The organism is Yersinia canariae (assembly GCF_009831415.1).
GTDB classification, from domain to species: Bacteria; Pseudomonadota; Gammaproteobacteria; order Enterobacterales; family Enterobacteriaceae; genus Yersinia; species Yersinia canariae.
The window spans coordinates 483,235-504,015 of the sequence record NZ_CP043727.1 but is presented as its reverse complement, the minus strand read 5'-3'; the positions used below and the strand labels follow the sequence as shown (position 1 = coordinate 504,015).

The following is a 20,781-nucleotide window of genomic DNA, read 5'->3' as shown; positions in this document are numbered from 1 at the left end:
GCAATCAAGTGCAAAAAAAAGCACAAGTGATCGGCATAACGTTTTCACATAAAAATATACACAACTAAATCAAATGGTTATAAAACAGGAAATTAAAGTGGTTAAATTATGAACTGAATACAAAAACAGCAGAATCTGTGGATAACTCTGTTGAAGAAGTTAATACAATGTATGTGGAACGAGGTGCAGCGCGTGACTGAGCTGTGGATAATTAAGACAGAATTGAATAAATAATTTTGGAGCGGGAAACGAGACTCGAACTCGCGACCCCGACCTTGGCAAGGTCGTGCTCTACCAACTGAGCTATTCCCGCATTGAAATGCCATTAAGGCAATATTTGACTATCTGAAGTAACCCGTACTGAAAGAAATAAAATTTTGGAGCGGGAAACGAGACTCGAACTCGCGACCCCGACCTTGGCAAGGTCGTGCTCTACCAACTGAGCTATTCCCGCGTCGCCGTCATGCGCTAAAAAAACACATCACTTTTATACTTTTTATTTCTTTTACTACTGACTTCTTTATGACCAATTCCTTTATGACTCAAGAAATTGGAGCGGGAAACGAGACTCGAACTCGCGACCCCGACCTTGGCAAGGTCGTGCTCTACCAACTGAGCTATTCCCGCACTGCGTCATATTTTCCGGTACTGAATCTGTTTGCGCAAGCTCGCGAATTCTTCATCGGTACGGGGTGCGCATTATACGAGAAATCCGTTTTGCCGCAAGCCCCTGAAAGCAAAAAAATCATTTTTCGGTTTAAGTGCCGATTAAATCAGCATGTTGCTGTTTTAATCGGCGCTGGCGGAAGTATATACCCAAATTAATGCAAATTGCAGATAGGCGGCCAGTAAACGCCCCCCGCGACGGCAACGACAAACGGGACTAAGGCTGAATAAAGTGTTCGCGATAGTAGGCCAGTTCCGCGACCGACTCGCGAATATCATCCAGAGCCTGGTGGGTATTTTGCTTCTTAAAACCAGGCAAAATTTCAGGTTTCCAGCGGCGGGCCAGCTCTTTTAAAGTGCTCACATCGAGATAACGGTAATGGAAGTAAGCTTCAAGCTCTGGCATATAACGGAACAGAAAGCGCCGGTCTTGGCCCACACTGTTACCACAAATTGGGGAAATGCCTGCCGGAACCCACTGCTTTAGAAATTCAATGGTCTGTAATTCAGCATCGTGATCACTAAAAGGGCTGGCTTTTACCCGCTCCACTAACCCGCTGCCAGTATGAGTACGCACGTTCCATTCATCCATTAGCCCAAGCTGTTCATCAGACTGATGGACGGCTAGCACCGGGCCTTCTGCCAGAATATTAAGGTTGGCATCGGTGACCAGAGTGGCGATCTCGATGATCCGATCCCGTTCAGGATCAAGACCCGTCATTTCCAGATCAATCCAGATCAGATTATTTTGATTCTCTGCCATGATATTTCCTACCTGTTAGCGGGGGAAGACAACCGAACAAACGGTTAATTGATAAAATAATGTGTATCATAGCCCTTTTGGTCGCAACCAGCGATACATGCAAATTCAAGTGAGGCACAGTGAGCAAGAATAAACTGTCCAAAGGTCAACAACGCCGTGTACAGGCGAATCATCAGCGCCGACTACGCACTGATAGAAAACCTGAGTTAGATGACTCTCAGCTTGGCGATGCGCAAGAAGGTATCGTTATCAGCCGTTTCGGTCAGCATGCCGATGTTGAAGCCACCGATGGTGTTCAGCACCGTTGTAATATCCGCCGTACCATTAAATCACTGGTTACCGGTGACCGCGTGGTTTGGCGTCCCGGTCTGCAAGCGCAGGAAGGTGTACGAGTTAAAGGTATTGTTGAAGCCGTCCATGAGCGGACATCCGTTCTGACGCGCCCTGATCTGTATGATGGCGTGAAACCAATCGCCGCAAATATTGATCAGATAGTGATCGTTTCGGCGATCTTACCAGAACTTTCCCTCAATATTATTGACCGCTATCTGGTGGCCTGTGAAACATTGGATGTCGAGCCGTTAATTGTACTGAATAAAATCGATTTACTGGATGCCGATGGCCGTAAATTCGTTGATGGCATGATGGATATCTACCGTCGAATTGGCTACAACGTATTAGAAGTTTCCAGCCAAACTCGTGAAGGGATGGAAGCATTTGAGCAAGCATTAGCTGGGCGGATCAGCATCTTTGCCGGCCAGTCAGGTGTCGGCAAATCCAGCCTATTGAATGCCTTGTTACCGCCAACTGATAACGAAATTCTGGTCAATACCGTTTCGGGTAACTCAGGTTTGGGCCAGCACACCACCACCGCCGCTCGTTTATATCACTTCCAGCATGGCGGTGATGTGATTGATTCACCAGGAGTGCGTGAATTCGGCCTCTGGCATTTGGCTCCGGAACAAATCACCCAAGGATTTGTCGAATTCCGTGATTACCTTGGCCATTGCAAGTTCCGCGATTGTAGCCACACCACCGATCCGGGTTGTGCGCTGCGCGAGGCGGTCGAGCAAGGCAAAATTGCCGAAGAGCGCTTTGATAATTACCATCGGATTCTTGAAAGTATGGAACAGGCAAAACCTCGCAAAACGTCGGATAGTGACGAGAAATAACGCCTGCATAGCAACTATCAAATTCTATACTTAAAGACTTACATCTGTGGCGCATATAGAGATAATGCGCCCCTAATTTTTATAGCTCATAGCAAACCCAAGAGGTCTACGTGCTGGACAGTATCAAAATCAGATTGCAGTATTTACTCCCTAAACATGGCCTGACCCGTTTGGCAGGCTGGGGCGCAGATAAGCAAGGTGGCTGGTTAACACAACTGGTTATCAAAACTTTTGCCCGCTACTACAATGTCGATATGAAAGAAGCACAAGATCCTGAATTCTCTGCTTATCGTACATTTAACGAATTTTTTGTACGCCCGCTACGCGCAGGTGCACGCCCGATTGTGGCTGAAGAAAATCTCTTAGCCCAACCTGCTGATGGTGCTATCAGTCAGTTAGGCACCATCCATGATGGGCAAATCTTGCAGGCAAAAGGCCACAACTACAGTGTGGAAGCTTTGCTGGCGGGTAACTATATGCTGGCCGCTGAGTTCCAGAATGGTCAGTTCATCACCACTTATCTGGCCCCCCGCGACTACCACCGGGTGCATATGCCATGTGAGGGTGTGTTGCGCGAAATGATTTATGTTCCAGGTGATTTATTCTCAGTCAATCCATTGACCGCAGCGAATGTTCCTAACTTATTCGCCCGTAATGAACGTGTCATTTGTATCTTTGATACCGTCTTTGGCCCGATGGCTCAAATTTTGGTCGGTGCCACTATTGTGGGCAGCATAGAAACTGTCTGGGCCGGCACCATCACCCCACCACGGGAAGGTGTTATTCGCCGCTGGACCTATCCGCAAGCAGGCAGCGAAGGCGCAATAACACTGGAAAAAGGGCAAGAAATGGGCCGCTTTAAATTGGGCTCTACGGTGATTAACCTGTTTGCTGAGGGTAAAGTGTATTTAGCACCACAGTTAAACAGCGGTTCGGTTACCCGCATGGGTGAACTTCTCGCCGAAGCCGTCCCTGAATTATCTTGCACTGCTATACCCTAAATAATTCGAGTTGCAGGAAGGCGACAGTTGAATGAATCCCGATGAGTTGGCTCCAGCCAATGATTCGGGTGTGTGAGAGCCGCTGACGCACATGCAGCTTGAAGTATGACGGGTATAAAAGTCACTGATGTTAAGGAACCCTTACGTGCGCCTAATAATTTCATGGTTTTCTGCAATATTACTGTCAGCGGCAATGTTGTTATCCCTGCCGCTACAGGCAGCAACTCAGCCCAATGAAGATCAGTTAAAACAAGAGCTTAAGCAGGCTGAAGCCAATAAAGGGATGGCGAACCAGGCGGAAATTGTTCAGGCGCTGCAAGGGGCTCTTAGCTGGTTAACGGATGCAAAAGAATCTGATATCCGTGCCCAGCAGTATCAAAAAGCGATTGATGACTTTCCTAAGTTGACGCGCGAACTGCGGCAACAATTGGCGCAGGAAGTGGATAAACCCCTACCTGTCCCTAACAATATGTCCACGTCCGAACTGGAACAGCAAGTGCTGCAAATCAGCAGCCAATTGTTAGAGTTAAACCGTCTGTCACAGCAGGAGCAAGATCGCGCGCGGGAAATCAGTGAGTCACTCAATCAACTGCCCCAGCAACAATCAGAAGCCCGGCGCATTCTGACAGAAATCGGCACGCGACTTCAGGCTCAAAGCAGGCCCGCCACCCCAGTAGCACAAGCTCAATTGGCATTGCTACAGGCCGAAGCCGTAGCCCGCAAAGCAAAGGTCAACGAACTGGAGCTTTCTCAACTCTCCGCCAATAATCGCCAAGAACTGTCACGGCTGCGCGCTGAGCTATACAAAAAGCGTCAGGAGCGGGTCGATGCCCAGCTCCAGACCTTACGTAACAATCTGAATAATCAGCGCCAACAAGCCGCAGAACAAGCACTTGAGCGCACAGAGTTACTTGCTGAACAAGGCGGCGATTTACCCGAGTCGATTACCCAGCAATTACAAATAAACCGTGATTTGTCTCAAGCGCTGAATCAGCAGGCGCAGCGCATTGACCTTATTTCCTCACAGCAACGCCAGGCTGTAAGCCAAACTCAGCAAGTTCGGCAGGCACTTAGCACCATTCGCGAGCAGGCTCAGTGGTTGGGGGTTTCAACCGCGTTGGGTGAAGCATTGCGCACACAGGTATCCAGATTGCCCAATGTGCCAAAATCTCAGCAATTGGATCGCGATATGGCCCAATTGCGAGTTCAGCGCCTGCAATATGAAGACATGCTGGAGAAGTTACAACAGCAAAATGTCAAATTCACACAAGACGATGGCACGCCACTGACCACTGAACAACAGCGAATTTTGGATGCCCAATGGCGCACACAGCGCGAATTACTGAACTCTCTGTTATCCGGCTATGACACTCAAATTCTTGAATTGACCAAGCTAAAAGTGGCGAATAGTCAATTAGTTGATGCCTTAAATGAAGTTCGCGAAGCGACCCACCGTTACCTGTTTTGGGTAGCGGATGTCAGCCCGATATCACTCTCATATCCACTGGACGTCGCCCATGATCTGACCCGCTTGCTGTCACTCGATACCCTTTCGCAGCTAAGCAAAGCATTTGCAATGATGATGACCAGCCAAGAAACATTGCTGCCGATTATTGGTGCGCTGCTATTTGTCGGTTTCAGCATCAGTTCTCGTCGCCATTATCATGCCTTCCTTGAACGCGCCAGCAGCCGGGTCGGTAAGGTGACGCAAGACCATTTCTCCCTGACATTACGTACCGTTTTCTGGTCAATTCTGATGGCGCTACCGCTGCCCGTCTTGTGGGCGGCGGTCGGTTATGGCTTGCAAAATGCATGGTCGTATCCGATGGCTATCGCCATTGGGAATGCCGTCACCGCGACCGTGCCAGTGCTGTGGGTGTTTATGATAAGCGCCTCATTTGCCCATCCCCATGGCCTGTTTATCACCCATTTCCGTTGGTCACCGGCCCAAGTTGGGCGAGCAATGCGCTTCTATCGTATGTCAGTGTGGCTGATTATCCCGCTGATGATGGCGCTGATTACCTTCGAGAATTATAACGATCGTGAATTCGCCGGCACGCTCGGCCGGTTATGCTTCATTTTGCTGTGTATTGCCTTAAGTTTAGTGACCAATAGCCTCAAGCGAGCCGGTATTCCGCTCTATCTGGATAAAAAAGGCTCGGGTGAGAATATTGTTAACGTGGCGCTATGGGGGCTTCTGCTCTCTGCGCCATTGATTGCGGCATTCGCCTCTGCGCTGGGTTATCTCACGACGTCACAAGCATTATTAGCGCGCCTGGAGACCTCGGTTGCTATCTGGTTCTTCTTGTTGGTGGTTTACCATATTATTCGCCGCTGGATGCTGATTCAGCGCCGTCGTATTGCCTTTGATCGTGCTAAACAGCGGCGGGCCGATATTCTGGCGCAACGTGCCCGTGGCGAAGATGATACGCCGCACAATAACAGCACTGAAGGCTCCATTGATGTCGAAGAGCCGGTTATCGATCTGGATGTGATCAGCGCCCAGTCTCTGCGGTTGGTGCGATCCATTCTGACCATGGTCGCGTTGGTCTCCGTGATTGTGCTGTGGTCTGAGATTCACTCTGCTTTTGGTTTCTTGGAAAATATTCGTCTGTGGGATGTGTCATCTACAATTAATGGCATTGAGTCCGTGCAGGCGATTACCATGGGATCTTTATTGATCGCCATCCTGGTGATGATTGTGACCGCCCAATTAGTGCGTAACTTGCCTGCTCTGCTGGAGCTGGCACTGTTACAGCATCTGGATCTGACTCCCGGAACGGGCTACGCCATTTCCACTATCACCAAGTATCTGTTGATTTTGTTCGGCGGCTTACTCGGCTTCTCAATGTTGGGGATTGAATGGGCGAAATTCCAATGGCTGGTTGCCGCATTAGGTTTGGGGTTGGGCTTCGGCTTGCAGGAGATTTTTGCCAACTTCGTCTCCGGCTTGATAATCTTGTTCGAGAAACCGATCCGTATCGGCGATACCGTAACAATTCGCGATCTCACCGGTAGCGTCACTAAGATAAACACTCGGGCAACCACCATCTCTGACTGGGACCGCAAAGAAATTATCGTGCCGAACAAGGCCTTTATTACCGAGCAATTTATTAACTGGTCACTGTCTGACTCTATTACGCGTGTGGTACTGACAGTACCGGCCCCGGCAGAAACCAGCAGTGAGGAAGTGACAGAAGTCTTACTGACCGCCGCGCGCCGCTGTACACTGGTATTGGATAACCCGCCACCGGAGGTCTATTTGGTCGATCTCCAGCAAGGGATTCAGATTTTTGAGCTGCGTATCTATGCCGCCGAAATGGGCCATCGCATGCCGCTGCGCCATGAGATCCACCAGTTGATTCTGGCCGGTTACCGCGAGCACGGCATCACTCTGCCATTCCCACCGTTCCAGGCCCGTTTGGAAACACTGGGGCGTGGACGTGTGGTTTCGTCAAACCGAACTCGCACCCCGGGCAGTTTGTAACGTAGGTCATCCAATAAAAATGGCCTGATTCTTCACAGAGTCAGGCCATTCGTTATCTATGTAATGTTTAGCGCGCTAGCTAAGCAATATTGACTGGGAACGCAATCACATCACTCAACCTTTCCGCGCCCAACGCCAACATCACCAGACGATCAACCCCTAATGCCACACCAGAACAATCTGGTAAACCGTGCTTCAGGGCATCAATCAGATTCATATCAATTGGATGTGGCAGCAAACCACGCTTTTCACGGCTGCGATTATCTTGCTCAAAACGTTTCAGTTGTTCTTCACCGTCGGTCAGCTCATGGAAACCATTCGCCAGCTCAATACCTTTGAAGTAAACCTCAAAACGTTCTGCTACCCGATGATCTTCAGTGCTTATCACGGCGAGAGAGGCCTGAGAGGCCGGAAAATGATAAACAAAAGCCGGTTTTTCTCGGCCAATGTGTGGTTCAACCCCGACGGTGAACAGCAATTGCAGCAGCGTATCGCGATCTTCTTCTGTATCCGCAATATTGCTTAAATCCAGTTTCGCTGCCGCTTCACGTAATTGCGCTTTATCCGCTGACAAAGGATCAATATCCAAATGGCGCAAGAATGCCTGCTGATAAGACAAGGTTTCTGCGCTGTTGCAATCCAAAATTTGCTGCAAGAGGTCATCAACCTCATTCATTAAGCGGTACATATCATAATGCGGGCGATACCATTCCAGCATAGTGAATTCAGGATTGTGATAACGGCCAGCTTCTTCATTGCGGAAACTGCGGCCCAATTGATAGATAGAACCACTGCCCGCCGCCAATAGGCGCTTCATGTGATATTCCGGACTGGTCATCATGTACAGCGTCAAACCATCGGCAGCGCCCGGGCCAACAAACCGGGTTTGGAATGGGACTAAATGAATGTCCGTCACTGTCGCTTGGCTCATGGTAGGCGTTTCAACTTCTAATACGCCACGATCGGTAAAAAAACGCCGGATCTCTGCCATTATTGCTGCGCGCTTCAACAAATTGGCGATAGGTGCACTCGGCTGCCAGCTTGCCGTTTCGCTCATGGTGGTTAACTCCGAAATCAAACAGGGGATGCAGTCTACTCGCATCTATCCACTCAGACAAATCTGTCACTCATCTGGCAAATTTCCCCCTCAAATTCAGCATTTCACTCTGTGAAAAAGACTTTTGCCCAGCATATCCTGTTTGGGATCACGTTTTTGCTAGTAATGTCCTTGAGAGGGTTCAAATAAAACAAAACAATCGATCACATCAAATTTCTGTCACTTTGCATTAGGTATAATTATTCCATACAAAAAGTAAGAAATAGCTATTCTTAATAGAATAATTCTCATTATCCGCTAATTAGTTAGCGTAATAAAAATATTAAAAAACATATTAAGAATAGGAATTCATTTTATATAGCCAAAGTCATTGGTGTTGCAGCAAGACAGCCAGCGAATGCGCCCGACCAGTCAGTAATTCGGATGAATGAGCACAGCGAATACTGCGGCAGCACCAAGGACGATGGGTATAAGATTTTCACTTGAACAATGGAGAAGCGCAGTGCAAACCTTTAACGCCGATCTTGCCATTATCGGGGCCGGAGGCGCTGGTTTACGTGCAGCAATAGCCGCAGCGGAAGCCAACCCTCAGCTGAAGATTGCTCTGATCTCGAAAGTATACCCGATGCGTAGCCATACCGTGGCTGCCGAAGGGGGATCAGCTGCTGTCACACAGGACCACGATACCTTTGACTATCATTTTCACGACACCGTTGCCGGTGGTGACTGGTTATGCGAACAAGATGTTGTAGACCACTTTGTTCACAGTTGCCCGGAAGAAATGGCACAGTTAGAAATTTGGGGCTGTCCATGGAGCCGTAAACCGGATGGTTCTGTTAACGTCCGTCGTTTCGGCGGAATGAAAATTGAACGTACGTGGTTTGCTGCCGATAAAACCGGCTTCCACATGCTACACACCCTGTTCCAAACCTCTTTAAAATACCCACAAATCCAACGATTTGATGAACACTTCGTGCTAGACATTCTGGTCGATGATGGTGAGGCTCGTGGTGTTGTTGCCATGAATATGATGGAAGGTACCCGAGTACAAATCCGCGCGAATGCCGTGGTCATGGCTACCGGTGGCGCAGGCCGAGTTTATCGTTATAACACCAATGGCGGTATTGTTACCGGTGATGGTATGGGTATGGCATTCCACCACGGTGTTCCTTTGCGTGACATGGAATTTGTGCAATATCACCCAACCGGTTTACCGGGTTCGGGCATCTTGATGACTGAAGGTTGTCGTGGTGAGGGCGGTATTCTGGTCAACAAAGACGGCTACCGTTATTTGCAGGATTACGGCATGGGGCCAGAAACCCCGCTCGGAGAGCCGAAGAACAAATACATGGAATTAGGCCCGCGCGATAAAGTCTCGCAAGCCTTCTGGCATGAATGGCGCGCTGGACGCACTATCGCTACGCCACGTGGTGATGTGGTCTATCTGGACTTGCGCCACTTGGGTGAGAAGAAACTGCTTGAGCGCCTGCCATTCATCTGTGAGCTGGCAAAAGCTTATGTCGGTGTTGACCCGGTTAAAGAGCCTATTCCTGTGCGCCCAACTGCGCATTACACCATGGGCGGCATCGAAACCAACCAGCAATGTGAAACGCGCATCAAAGGGCTATTCGCTGTCGGGGAATGTTCTTCTGTTGGTCTGCACGGCGCAAACCGCTTAGGTTCCAACTCACTGGCAGAACTGGTGGTCTTTGGCCGTCTTGCTGGTGAGCAAGCTGCTCTGCGCGCCATGGAAAGTGGCCCGGCAAATGGCAGTGCATTAGATGCACAAGCGCGTGATGTGGAAACCCGCCTGAGCAATCTAATGAAACAGGAAGGGACTGAAAACTGGTCTAAAATCCGTGATGAAATGGGTCTGTCAATGGAAGAAGGTTGCGGCATTTACCGCACCCCAGAACTGATGCAGAAAACAGTGGATAAACTGGCTGAGCTGAAAGAACGCTTCAAACGCGTGAAAATCACCGACAACTCCAGCGTGTTCAATACCGACCTGCTCTACACCATCGAACTGGGCTATGGGCTGGATGTCGCCGAATGTATGGCTCACTCAGCACTGAATCGCAGAGAATCCCGCGGCGCGCACCAGCGTTTGGATGAAGGCTGCACCGAGCGTGATGATGTTAACTTCCTCAAACACACTCTGGCTTTCCATACTCCAGGCGGCGCACCACGTCTTGAATACAGCGACGTAAAAATTACCAAGCTGGCACCTGCAAAACGTGTTTATGGTGGTGAAGCCACAGCACAAGATGCGAAAGACGCAAAAGATGCGAAAGATTTAAAGGATAAGGAGCAGGCGAATGACTGATATGAAAGTCCTGAAAATGGAGGTCATGCGCTATAACCCGGAAAGTGATAGCGAACCTCACTTCGAAACCTTTGAAGTGCCCTACGATGAGCAGACTTCTCTGCTGGATGCGTTGGGTTATATCAAAGATAACCTGGCACCAGACCTGTCGTATCGCTGGTCTTGCCGAATGGCGATTTGTGGCTCGTGCGGCATGATGGTCAACAAAGTACCGAAGCTCGCCTGTAAGACTTTCCTGCGCGAATATACCGGCGGGATGAAGGTTGAGGCGCTGGGCAACTTCCCAATTGAGCGCGACTTAGTGGTTGATATGACTCACTTTATTGAGAGTTTAGAAGCCATCAAACCGTATATTATTGGTAATGAGCGCAAACCCAAAGACGGCCCAAATAAACAGACTCCGGCTCAGATGGCGAAATACCATCAGTTCTCTGGCTGTATTAACTGTGGCTTGTGCTATGCCGCTTGCCCACAGTTTGGCCTCAATCCTGAGTTTATCGGCCCGGCAGCCATCACTCTGGCCCACCGCTACAATCTGGATAACCGTGACCACGGTAAGAAAGAGCGTATGCCGCAGCTTAACGGCAAAAATGGTGTCTGGAGTTGTACTTTCGTCGGCTACTGTTCTGAAGTTTGTCCTAAACACGTTGACCCTGCCGCCGCTATCCAGCAAGGCAAGGTTGAAAGTGCGAAAGACTTCATGATCGCCATGCTGAAACCACAATAAGGGAGGGGAAACAGCAATGACTACTAAACGTAAAGCTTACGTCCGTACCATGGCCCCGAACTGGTGGCAACAGCTCGGTTTCTATCGTTTTTATATGTTGCGTGAAGGCACCGCGGTGACCACAGTGTGGTTCAGTATTCTGTTGATTTACGGAGTATTCGCACTGAAAAGTGGCCCCGCTGGGTGGGAAGGTTTTGTTGGATTCCTGCAAAACCCATTGGTGTTATTAATCAATATTATTACGTTATTGGCCGCTGTGTTGCATACCAAAACTTGGTTTGAACTGGCACCAAAAGCCGCCAATATTGTCATTAAAGACGAAAAAATGGGTCCAGAGCCAGTTATCAAGGCGCTGTGGGTTGTGACTATCGCGGCTACCGCGATTATTCTGGCCGTTGCCTTACTCTAACCCGGAGGAGAACAAGATGAATCAAGTCCCTAAGCGCTCCGATGAACCTATCTTCTGGGGTCTGTTCGGCGCGGGCGGCATGTGGGGTGCCATTATTGCACCCGCAATTATTCTATTGGTCGCTATTTTGCTGCCTCTGGGTGCCTTTCCTGGCGAAGCATTGAGCTATGAGCGCGTATTGGCATTCTGCCAGAGTTTCATTGGCCGGGTATTCCTGCTGCTGATGATTATTCTGCCACTGTGGTGCGGTTTACACCGTATTCACCATGTTATGCATGATTTGAAAATCCACGTCCCAGCAGGGAAATGGGTGTTCTATGGGTTGGCTGCCATTCTGAGTGTGGTGGCTATCATCGGTGTTTTGACACTGTAATTGCCCATGTTCTATCAACGGCCCGTGCTTATGCCGGGCCGTTTTTTTATCCCGCGAATTCCCTCATCCCGCCAATAACTCAGATTCATCCATTTGCCTCTTTCATGAATGATAGCTATTCTCGATCACAAACTAATGATTGAAATACTAAGGAATACAAATGCGTCTGTGGTCAAAATTGTCCTTAATAACAGCCACCTTGCTTTCGGTCGCTTGTAGCGTAACGCCGCCAAAAGACGTGAAAGTCGTCGATAACTTCCAATTACCCCGCTATCTTGGCACATGGTATGAAATTGCCCGGCTGGACCATTCCTTTGAGCGCGGGTTAGACCATGTCACGGCTAATTACTCACCTCGTGATGATGGCGGGGTAAAAGTCATTAACCGGGGTTATAACACGAAGAAACAGCAGTGGCAGGAAAGTATCGGGAAAGCCTATTTCATTGGCTCACCGCAGCAAGCCTCACTGAAGGTATCATTCTTTGGCCCGTTCTATGGTGGCTATAACGTTATTGATTTAGATGATGAATATCAGCATGCTTTGATTGCTGGCCCTAATCGTGAATATCTGTGGATTTTATCGCGCACACCGACGATTGATAACCAAACTCGAGACCGCCTGGTCGCCGTCGCCAAGAATTATGGTTTCCCGGTGGAAGAATTGATATGGGTGAAGCAGGGGAAGATGAGTGCAAACCCATAATCTCAAGGTTGGGTTCCTAACAACCCAACCTTGACCTACATTCGCTTGTGATATTGACTCAGAGGGGAGCTATTCCCCTTGCCATTTACGACGCCAATTTCAGCCCTATTATTCCTGCTAAAATTAGCCCCAAGCTGAAGACGCGCGCCAGGCTGGCCGACTCACCAAGCAGAACAATGCCTAAAATAGCAGTCCCCACCGCGCCAATCCCCGTCCAGACCGCATAAGCTGTCCCCGCGGGTAGCGTTTTCATGGCATAAGCCAACAGAAATACACTGACCGCCATTGCTATCAAAGTAACAATACTGGGTGTCAGTCGTGTAAAACCATGGGAATATTTTAAGCCGATAGCCCAAATAACTTCCAATAGACCCGCAATAACCAGAATAATCCAAGCCATGGTAAACCCCTCGCTCAGGCGGGGTCGTCCCCGAAAAAACAGATGCGTGCCGGGTCGTCCCAGACAGCCGATAGGTAAGACTGATACGTTATCACGCTAAATAATAAGCAGCAATATTATGCTCAGTGAAAAACAAATCCGGCGGCAATAGCCGCCGAGAACAATACGAATGGAGATTTATTCCGCACTGCGTTCAATCGCGCTGCCTGCGCTTTGAACATCTTTACCGACACCTTTGGTAGTATTACAGGCGCTCAATGAAGAGATAACTAACAATGAGAAAATAATAGCGATGCTTTTCTTCAACATTATAAAGGTTCCTTATAGAGCGTGAGTATATTCGCCCTTTAAGGATAGTCAAAAAATCAACATTGCACTTTTTCTGACTTAAATCACTGTCATCAATGCCCTAGCCCCAGATAGCAGAAAACCGCCGATTAAGCGGTTTTCTTTCGTTCTCAGCGCAGGTTTTATCACAATTGAAACATTGCAACCTACTGACTTATTTACTTAACGCGAGAAACGTATTCGCCAGAGCGGGTATCCACTTTGATGACTTCGCCAACCTGTACGAACAGTGGCACTTTGACCACAGCACCGGTGCTCAGTGTTGCAGGCTTACCACCGGTACCGGCAGTATCACCTTTCAAACCTGGGTCAGTATCAACAATTTCCAGCTCAATAAAGTTTGGTGGGGTCACTGTGATAGGCTGACCATTCCACAGAGTTACGATGCATTCTGCTTGGTCAATCAACCACTTAGCATTTTCGCCAATTGCTTTAGCATCGGCTTGCAGTTGTTCGTAGGTCTCGTTATTCATGAAGTGCCAGAACTCACCGTCGTTATACAGGTAAGTCAGGTTCAGGTCATTAACGTCAGCACCTTCCAGAGAATCTGTTGATTTGAATGTTTTTTCAACACGTCCGCCGGTCAGCAGGCGGCGCATTTTAACACGAGCAAAAGCCTGGCCTTTGCCCGGTTTTACGAACTCGCTGGACTCAACTGCGTAAGGCTCGCCCTCAAACATGATTTTAAGACCGGGACGAAAATCGTTGCTATAATAACTGGCCATGATGGTCCTCAAGAAACTGGTAGTAAGCCTAAAAAATGGCAAGTATTGTAACCCGAAACATGCCAATTAGAGAAGATTGGTTGCAACAACTCGCCGATGTAATTACCGATCCGGACGAATTGCTAAGAATTCTGTTGTTAAATGAACACCCTAACCTGCAACAAGGTACTGCTGCACGTCGTTTATTTCCTTTACGAGTGCCCCGCGCATTTGTTTCGCGAATGCAACCGGGAAATCCATTAGACCCTTTATTGCTTCAAGTGCTCACTGCACGGGAAGAATTTATCGCGGCCCCCGGTTTTACCAACGACCCACTTGATGAACAGCAAAGCGTAGTACCCGGCCTATTGCACAAGTACCGCAACCGCGCGTTATTGCTGGTCAAGGGCGGCTGTGCCGTCAATTGTCGCTATTGTTTCCGCCGGCATTTCCCTTATCAGGATAACCAAGGCAATAAAGCCAATTGGCTTCAGGCACTGGACTATGTCCGTCAACATCCTGAGCTGGACGAGATTATTTTCTCGGGTGGCGATCCGTTAATGGCAAAAGACAGCGAACTCGGCTGGTTGCTGGATGAAATCGAAAGTATCCACCACATCAAGCGCTTACGTATCCACACTCGCTTACCTGTCGTCATTCCTGCGCGCATTACTCCAGCACTTTGTCAACGGCTGGGGGATTCACGATTACAGGTGTTGATGGTGACACACATCAACCACGCCAATGAAATTGACTCGTCTTTACGGGACAGTATGGCACAGCTAAAACGGGCGGGTGTGACTCTCTTAAACCAGAGTGTTTTGTTGCGAGGGGTCAATAATGATGCCGAGGTTTTGGCGGCATTAAGTAATGCATTATTTGATGCTGGTATTCTGCCCTATTACATCCATGTGCTGGATAAAGTACAAGGCGCAGCTCATTTTATGGTCGATGATGATGAAGCTCGACAATTAATGAAAGGGCTGCTCAGCCGTGTATCTGGGTATCTGGTTCCGCGCCTGGCGCGAGAAATCGGGGGGCAACCCAGCAAGACACCACTGGATTTGCGATTGATGCAGGATAAATTATCAGAAGAATAAACAACAGGGGATGCCATGACATCCCCTGATTTATTTATGTTCGCGCTTCAAATATCAAGGGCACTTGTAAACTTCGCCGACCATTTTGCTGTCTAGCGGTGCAAAACTTGATAAGAAGGTTTCACTCGGGCTGGTTGCGCCATAAATGACATTGCCGCCCATTGCCGCCGCTTTATTGCGCAGGTCATTTGCCGCACCACGCATAGAGCTGCTTTCACCGCTTGAGATCCAATTGCTCTGAGTCCCCGTCACCTGTCCAACCAACTGGCATTCACTACCCGGTTTGGTATCAGAGAACTTCACTTGCTCGCCCGCTGAACTCAATTGATTAGTGGAGCTACAGCCTGCCAGCAACAGTGCCGCTGAAAGACCAAGTAACACTTTAATCCGCATTTTTTTCCCCATTCGAAGTTGAGAATCACGCTAAAGATTACCAGAAAGCACCGCTGCCGCTTAGGCATCCGTTGCCGAAATTATCCAAATACTCGATATCGAGCCTGATGGTTAATAATTAACAGTTTACACATTAAATCAGAAATGAAGGCAATAAAAAGTCCTGCAATCATCACACAGAGCAAAATAAAACTGCTTTTAGGGCGCGAGTTTGCAAGATGTGAATCAGAAAAGGCTGAGTATAAAACGTGGGCGAGGCAAGGTTATGACAGGTATTGGTTATATAGCCGTTTTTTTCCTATAAAAAAAGCGAGTAGGTTACCCCACTCGCTTTAGGTTTATAGCTTAATCAGCAATCAATGAAGCTATAGGGTTAGGGGCATTACATCATGCCGCCCATGCCGCCCATACCACCCATGCCGCCAGCGCCCATATCAGCACCTTTGTCATCACGTGGCAGGTCAGTTATCATGCACTCGGTGGTGATCATCAGGCCAGCAATAGAGGCTGCGTACTGCAAAGCAGAACGAGTCACTTTAGTTGGGTCCAGAATACCCATCGCGATCATATCGCCGTATTCTTCGCTGTATGCGTTGTAACCGTAGCTACCTGAACCTGCTTTAACGTTGTTCGCGATAACAGAAGCTTCTTCACCGGCGTTAACCACGATCTGACGCAGCGGAGATTCCATCGCGCGCAGAGCAACTTTGATACCAACGTTCTGGTCTTCGTTGTCGCCTTTCAGGCCAGACGCAGTGATAGCAGATGCAGCACGAATCAGAGCAACACCACCACCAGCAACTACGCCTTCTTCTACCGCAGCACGAGTTGCGTGCAGAGCATCTTCAACGCGAGCTTTCTTCTCTTTCATTTCAACTTCAGTTGCGGCACCAACTTTGATGACAGCAACGCCGCCAGCCAGTTTAGCAACACGCTCTTGCAGTTTTTCTTTGTCGTAGTCAGAAGTCGCATCTTCAATTTGCTGACGGATCTGAGTAACACGGCCCTGAATTGCAGCTTCGTCGCCTACGCCATCGATGATGATAGTGGTGTCTTTGTTGATAACGACACGTTTCGCCTGACCCAGATCTTCCAGAGTGGTTTTTTCCAGTTCCAGACCAATTTCTTCAGAAATAACCGTACCAGAAGTCAGAGTTGCGATGTCTTGCAGCATGGCTTTACGACGGTCGCCGAAACCAGGTGCTTTAACGGCTGCAACTTTAACAATGCCGCGCATGGTGTTAACCACCAGAGTCGCCAGAGCTTCGCCTTCAACATCTTCTGCGATGATCAGCAGTGGTTTACCGGCTTTCGCTACTGCTTCCAGAACGGGCAGCATTTCACGGATATTAGAGATTTTCTTGTCAGCCAACAGGATGAATGGGCTTTCAAGTTCAATAGAACCCGTTTCTGGTTTATTGATGAAGTAAGGAGACAGGTAGCCACGGTCAAACTGCATACCTTCTACAACGTCCAGCTCGTCTTGCAGGCCTGAACCTTCTTCAACGGTGATAACGCCTTCTTTACCGACTTTTTCCATTGCTTGCGCAATCAGCTCACCCACAGTTGAGTCTGAGTTAGCAGAAATGGTGCCTACCTGAGCAATTGCTTTAGAATCAGAGCAAGGCACAGACAGTTTTTTCAGCTCTTCAACAGCAGCGATAACTGCTTTGTCGATACCGCGTTTCAGGTCCATTGGGTTCATGCCGGCCGCAACTGCTTTCAGGCCTTCAGTGATAATGGATTGAGCTAATACAGTTGCAGTAGTGGTACCGTCACCTGCAGCGTCGTTCGCTTTAGAGGCAACTTCTTTAACCATCTGTGCGCCCATGTTCTCAAACTTGTCTTCCAGTTCGATCTCACGCGCAACAGAAACACCATCTTTGGTGATAGTTGGAGAGCCAAAAGACTTGTCCAGAACTACGTTACGGCCTTTCGGGCCCAGGGTCACTTTTACTGCATCAGCAAGAATGTTTACGCCGCGTAGCATTTTGATGCGTGCGTCGTTACCGAATTTTACGTCTTTAGCTGCCATTGGTATGATTTCCCTTAACTCGTTCAGTTCAGAAGATTAGAGCGCGCGAATTACGCTTCAACAATTGCCAGAATGTCGCTTTCGGACATGATCAACACTTCTTCATGGTCGATTTTCTCTGCCTTCACGCCGTAACCATCGTTGAAAATAACGATGTCGCCAACTTTCACATCCAGCGGCTTGATCTCACCGTTATCCAGGATGCGACCATTGCCGACAGCCAGAACTTCACCACGGGTAGATTTACCCGCAGCTGTGCCAGTCAGAACGATGCCGCCAGCAGATTTGGATTCAACTTCTTTGCGCTTGACGATAACGCGGTCATGCAATGGACGAATTTTCATTGATAGCTCTCCTATTGAGAAGGTCCGTATCAGATTTAGGATTAGTACCGGCGTGCCTTCATAACCGATACCGTGGCTATCTTAATGGGGGCGACTTCACACCCCTTCAAGGGAGAGGACAAAAAAAAATTCAGTTTTTTCTTGTCCAGCAGTGACTCATTTCTGCCACCATTCCGTCGGCCCATAAAAGAAAGCGTTATGATTTACTTTATGAATTTATGATTAATAAACAATCAATTAGAACTATGGCGATTTACTTATCATCTTTGAAGCGATTATCTGTCGATTTATCATCCTCATCCGGACGATGTTCGACGATAAAGTGGTCATCGGCCTTGCGCTGAAATTCCCCATCGAAGGTATTTCCGCCTCCCATTGGGCCACTGCCAGTGCCAAAACTACCGCCACGGTAAATGTTCAGATGTGGCATCAGCTTTAAGGTCAACGATTTTTGAATCGGTGGCAATAACAGCAGCAAACCGAGGAAATCGGTAAAAAAGCCTGGGATCAGCAGCAAGAAGCCCGCCAATACCAGCGAGACACTTTTAACCATTTCTGCCGCAGGGCTTTCACCCGCGGCCAGTTTTTGCTGCATCTGCATAAAGGTTTTGATTCCCTGATTGCGCACCAGAGAGATCCCCACACAGGAGCTAAGGATAACCAGCAGCAGGGTAACCAACACACCCAACACGGCTGCAACCTTGATAAATATCGATATTTCTATATATGCCAATAAAAATATCAGCGCTAACGGTAACCAACGCACCGCATTCTCCTTATTCCAATCATTCCGTACCTCTCATCAGGGTAAACCTGCCTGACAGATACCATGAAAACCTTGACCCGGCTGGTGCTGACACTGCCTTTCCCCTAATACCCTTCATACTTCAAACTGCATATGCGTTGGCTGCACTCAATCACCCGAATCACTTACTCAAGTTAGCTCATCGGGACTCATTCGCTTGCCGCCTTCCTGCAACTCGAATTATTTTGGGTATCTCTAGATTTCGGCGTCAGCTCCCCTTTTCGACGTGGGTCGACAATCATAAAGTGGTGGTGATTGAATCGCTTTTCAAGTTAGGGGAATAATTTTATTACTCATTTGTGCAACTGTGAGAGAAATCACAGATATCAGATCCTCTTAATTAATTCCGACCATATAGTGATCCTAGTTCAAGGCTTTTTATCGTTAAGCAGCATATGATCCTGTCAGCAACATGATGAATGGTTAATCTTTCCGCACTAAAGGTTCATGGCGGCATCATATTGCCCACGGCGGCATAATTTAATTAACAAATACAAAACAAGACAGCACATTAGAGAAGGTTCTCATGTCAAATAACATTCGTATTGAAGAAGACCTGTTAGGTACACGAGAAGTCCCCGCAGAGGCTTACTACGGTGTTCATACCCTGCGTGCGATTGAAAACTTCTATATCAGTAACAGCAAGATCAGTGATGTTCCCGAATTTGTACGCGGCATGGTTATGGTAAAAAAAGCGGCGGCAATGGCGAACAAAGAGTTACACACCATTCCACGCAAAATTGCAGATATCATTATTCAGGCATGTGACGAAGTTCTGGATAAAGGCAAATGTATGGATCAGTTCCCGGTTGACGTGTTCCAAGGCGGCGCCGGCACTTCTTTAAACATGAATACCAACGAAGTTCTGGCCAATATCGGTCTGGAACTGATGGGGCACCAGAAAGGGGAATATCAATATCTCAACCCTAATGACCATCTAAACAAGTGCCAATCCACCAACGATGCCTATCCAACTGGCTTCCGTATTGCGGTTTATGCTTCCATCATGAAGCTTATCGACGCCATCAATCAGTTAAAAGAAGGTTTCGAAAGAAAATCTAAAGAATTCGAAAAAATCCTGAAGATGGGCCGAACCCAATTGCAGGACGCAGTTCCTATGACGCTGGGGCAGGAATTCAAAGCCTTCGCGGTGCTATTAAAAGAAGAAACCAAAAACCTGCAACGTACCGCAGAGTTGCTACTGGAAGTTAACCTGGGTGCAACCGCGATTGGTACTGCGCTGAATACACCAGAAGGTTACTCACAGTTAGCTATACAAAAACTGTCTGAAATCAGTGGGCTGGCATGTGTACCAGCAGAAGACTTGATTGAAGCAACATCTGACTGTGGTGCTTACGTGATGGTGCACAGTGCGCTGAAACGTCTGGCAGTTAAGATGTCAAAAATCTGTAATGACTTACGTTTGCTCTCCTCTGGCCCACGTACTGGTCTGAATGAAATCAACCTGCCAGAATTGCAGGCCGGTTCCTCTATCATGCCAGCCAAAGTCAACCCGGTTATTCCTGAAGTTGTTAACCAGGTTTGTTTTAAGGTGATCGGCAACGACACTTGCATTACTATGGCGGCCGAAGCAGGCCAGCTCCAGTTGAACGTCATGGAGCCAGTGATTGGCCAGGCTATGTTTGAGTCCATTCATATCCTGACAAATGCTTGCTATAACTTGTTGGAAAAATGCATCAATGGCATTACGGCCAACAAAGAGGTCTGCGAGCGTTACGTCTTTAACTCTATCGGTATCGTCACTTATCTGAACCCATTCATTGGCCACCATAATGGTGACATTGTGGGCAAGATTTGTGCGGAAACCGGTAAAAATGTGCGGGAAGTGGTTCTGGAACGCGGCTTGCTAACTGAAGCCGAGTTAGACGATATTTTCTCTGTCGAGAACCTGATGCATCCTGCCTATAAGGCGAAACGTTATACCGATGAAAATGAACAATAAAATAA

General features: G+C 48.2%; 19 protein-coding genes and 3 tRNA genes. 10 read left to right on the top strand and 12 right to left on the bottom strand.

Annotated elements, in window-relative coordinates:
* Positions 1-237: 237 nt before the first annotated feature.
* From F0T03_RS02385 to orn, 4 genes are all read right to left on the bottom strand, one after another.
* Positions 238-313: transfer RNA gene (locus tag F0T03_RS02385), tRNA-Gly, on the bottom strand.
* A 65-nt stretch (positions 314-378) separates the two neighbouring features.
* A tRNA-Gly gene (locus F0T03_RS02380) sits at positions 379-454 on the bottom strand.
* A 97-nt stretch (positions 455-551) separates the two neighbouring features.
* Positions 552-627, bottom strand: a tRNA-Gly gene (locus F0T03_RS02375).
* 256 nt (positions 628-883) lie between these two features.
* Positions 884-1,429, bottom strand: coding sequence for an oligoribonuclease (gene orn, locus F0T03_RS02370; RefSeq protein ID WP_145556485.1), 546 nt, complete (start codon positions 1,427-1,429; stop codon positions 884-886).
* 119 nt (positions 1,430-1,548) lie between these two features.
* Here orn and rsgA point away from each other — a divergent pair, with 119 nt between their 5' ends.
* The 3 genes from rsgA (at position 1,549) to mscM (ending at position 7,089) form a co-directional block, all read left to right on the top strand.
* Positions 1,549-2,601, top strand: coding sequence for a small ribosomal subunit biogenesis GTPase RsgA (gene rsgA / locus F0T03_RS02365; RefSeq protein ID WP_145556484.1), 1,053 nt, complete (start codon positions 1,549-1,551; stop codon positions 2,599-2,601).
* 110 nt (positions 2,602-2,711) lie between these two features.
* On the top strand, positions 2,712-3,602 hold the full coding sequence (gene asd / locus F0T03_RS02360) for an archaetidylserine decarboxylase (protein ID WP_159677146.1): 891 nt from the start codon (positions 2,712-2,714) through the stop codon (positions 3,600-3,602).
* 145 nt (positions 3,603-3,747) lie between these two features.
* Complete coding sequence (gene mscM, locus F0T03_RS02355; protein ID WP_208787092.1) at positions 3,748-7,089, top strand: miniconductance mechanosensitive channel MscM; 3,342 nt, start codon at positions 3,748-3,750, stop codon at positions 7,087-7,089.
* 79 nt (positions 7,090-7,168) lie between these two features.
* Here the strand turns inward: mscM and epmA are convergent, their stop codons facing one another.
* Positions 7,169-8,146 (bottom strand): elongation factor P--(R)-beta-lysine ligase, encoded by a 978-nt coding sequence (epmA, locus tag F0T03_RS02350; RefSeq protein WP_145556481.1) that lies wholly within the window; start codon positions 8,144-8,146, stop codon positions 7,169-7,171.
* Between the two features lie 502 nt (positions 8,147-8,648).
* Here epmA and frdA point away from each other — a divergent pair.
* The 5 genes from frdA (at position 8,649) to F0T03_RS02325 (ending at position 12,684) form a co-directional block, all read left to right on the top strand.
* On the top strand, positions 8,649-10,472 hold the full coding sequence (gene frdA, locus F0T03_RS02345) for a fumarate reductase (quinol) flavoprotein subunit (RefSeq protein WP_145556480.1): 1,824 nt from the start codon (positions 8,649-8,651) through the stop codon (positions 10,470-10,472).
* Complete coding sequence (locus tag F0T03_RS02340; RefSeq protein WP_145556479.1) at positions 10,465-11,199, top strand: succinate dehydrogenase/fumarate reductase iron-sulfur subunit; 735 nt, start codon at positions 10,465-10,467, stop codon at positions 11,197-11,199. The genes frdA and F0T03_RS02340 overlap by 8 nt, the downstream gene beginning before the upstream one ends.
* Before the next feature lie 16 nt (positions 11,200-11,215).
* Entirely contained in the window at positions 11,216-11,608 is a 393-nt protein-coding gene (frdC, locus tag F0T03_RS02335; protein ID WP_145556478.1) for a fumarate reductase subunit FrdC, read from the top strand.
* Positions 11,609-11,624: 16 nt separating this feature from the next.
* Positions 11,625-11,981 (top strand): fumarate reductase subunit FrdD, encoded by a 357-nt coding sequence (gene frdD, locus F0T03_RS02330; protein ID WP_145556477.1) that lies wholly within the window; start codon positions 11,625-11,627, stop codon positions 11,979-11,981.
* A 160-nt stretch (positions 11,982-12,141) separates the two neighbouring features.
* The gene (locus F0T03_RS02325) at positions 12,142-12,684 is read left to right on the top strand and encodes a lipocalin family protein (protein WP_145556476.1); all 543 of its coding nucleotides are present in this window, start codon (positions 12,142-12,144) and stop codon (positions 12,682-12,684) included.
* A gap of 85 nt (positions 12,685-12,769) precedes the next feature.
* Here the strand turns inward: F0T03_RS02325 and sugE are convergent, their stop codons facing one another.
* From sugE to efp, 3 genes are all read right to left on the bottom strand, one after another.
* Positions 12,770-13,084, bottom strand: coding sequence for a quaternary ammonium compound efflux SMR transporter SugE (sugE, locus tag F0T03_RS02320; protein WP_145556475.1), 315 nt, complete (start codon positions 13,082-13,084; stop codon positions 12,770-12,772).
* A 177-nt stretch (positions 13,085-13,261) separates the two neighbouring features.
* Positions 13,262-13,393: an entericidin A/B family lipoprotein gene (locus tag F0T03_RS02315; RefSeq protein ID WP_004392446.1), complete on the bottom strand. Its 132-nt coding sequence runs from the start codon at positions 13,391-13,393 to the stop codon at positions 13,262-13,264.
* Between the two features lie 197 nt (positions 13,394-13,590).
* Positions 13,591-14,157 (bottom strand): elongation factor P, encoded by a 567-nt coding sequence (gene efp / locus F0T03_RS02310; protein WP_145556474.1) that lies wholly within the window; start codon positions 14,155-14,157, stop codon positions 13,591-13,593.
* Positions 14,158-14,192: 35 nt separating this feature from the next.
* Between efp and epmB the strand changes: the two genes are divergently transcribed.
* Complete coding sequence (gene epmB / locus F0T03_RS02305) at positions 14,193-15,236, top strand: EF-P beta-lysylation protein EpmB (protein ID WP_159677144.1); 1,044 nt, start codon at positions 14,193-14,195, stop codon at positions 15,234-15,236.
* A 54-nt stretch (positions 15,237-15,290) separates the two neighbouring features.
* Here epmB and F0T03_RS02300 read toward each other — a convergent pair whose 3' ends face one another.
* The 4 genes from F0T03_RS02300 to F0T03_RS02285 all read right to left on the bottom strand — a co-directional run bounded on the left by F0T03_RS02300 (position 15,291) and on the right by F0T03_RS02285 (position 18,774).
* Entirely contained in the window at positions 15,291-15,629 is a 339-nt protein-coding gene (locus F0T03_RS02300; protein WP_005175566.1) for a DUF4156 domain-containing protein, read from the bottom strand.
* Between the two features lie 382 nt (positions 15,630-16,011).
* A complete protein-coding gene (gene groL, locus F0T03_RS02295) occupies positions 16,012-17,664 on the bottom strand; it encodes a chaperonin GroEL (RefSeq protein ID WP_004706989.1) in 1,653 nt (550 codons plus the stop codon).
* A 50-nt stretch (positions 17,665-17,714) separates the two neighbouring features.
* A complete protein-coding gene (locus F0T03_RS02290; RefSeq protein ID WP_145556472.1) occupies positions 17,715-18,008 on the bottom strand; it encodes a co-chaperone GroES in 294 nt (97 codons plus the stop codon).
* Between the two features lie 253 nt (positions 18,009-18,261).
* Entirely contained in the window at positions 18,262-18,774 is a 513-nt protein-coding gene (locus tag F0T03_RS02285; RefSeq protein WP_145556471.1) for an FxsA family protein, read from the bottom strand.
* A gap of 565 nt (positions 18,775-19,339) precedes the next feature.
* On the opposite strand from F0T03_RS02285, the gene aspA reads away from it, so the two are divergent.
* The gene (aspA, locus tag F0T03_RS02280; protein ID WP_042547590.1) at positions 19,340-20,776 is read left to right on the top strand and encodes an aspartate ammonia-lyase; all 1,437 of its coding nucleotides are present in this window, start codon (positions 19,340-19,342) and stop codon (positions 20,774-20,776) included.
* Positions 20,777-20,781: the final 5 nt, after the last annotated feature.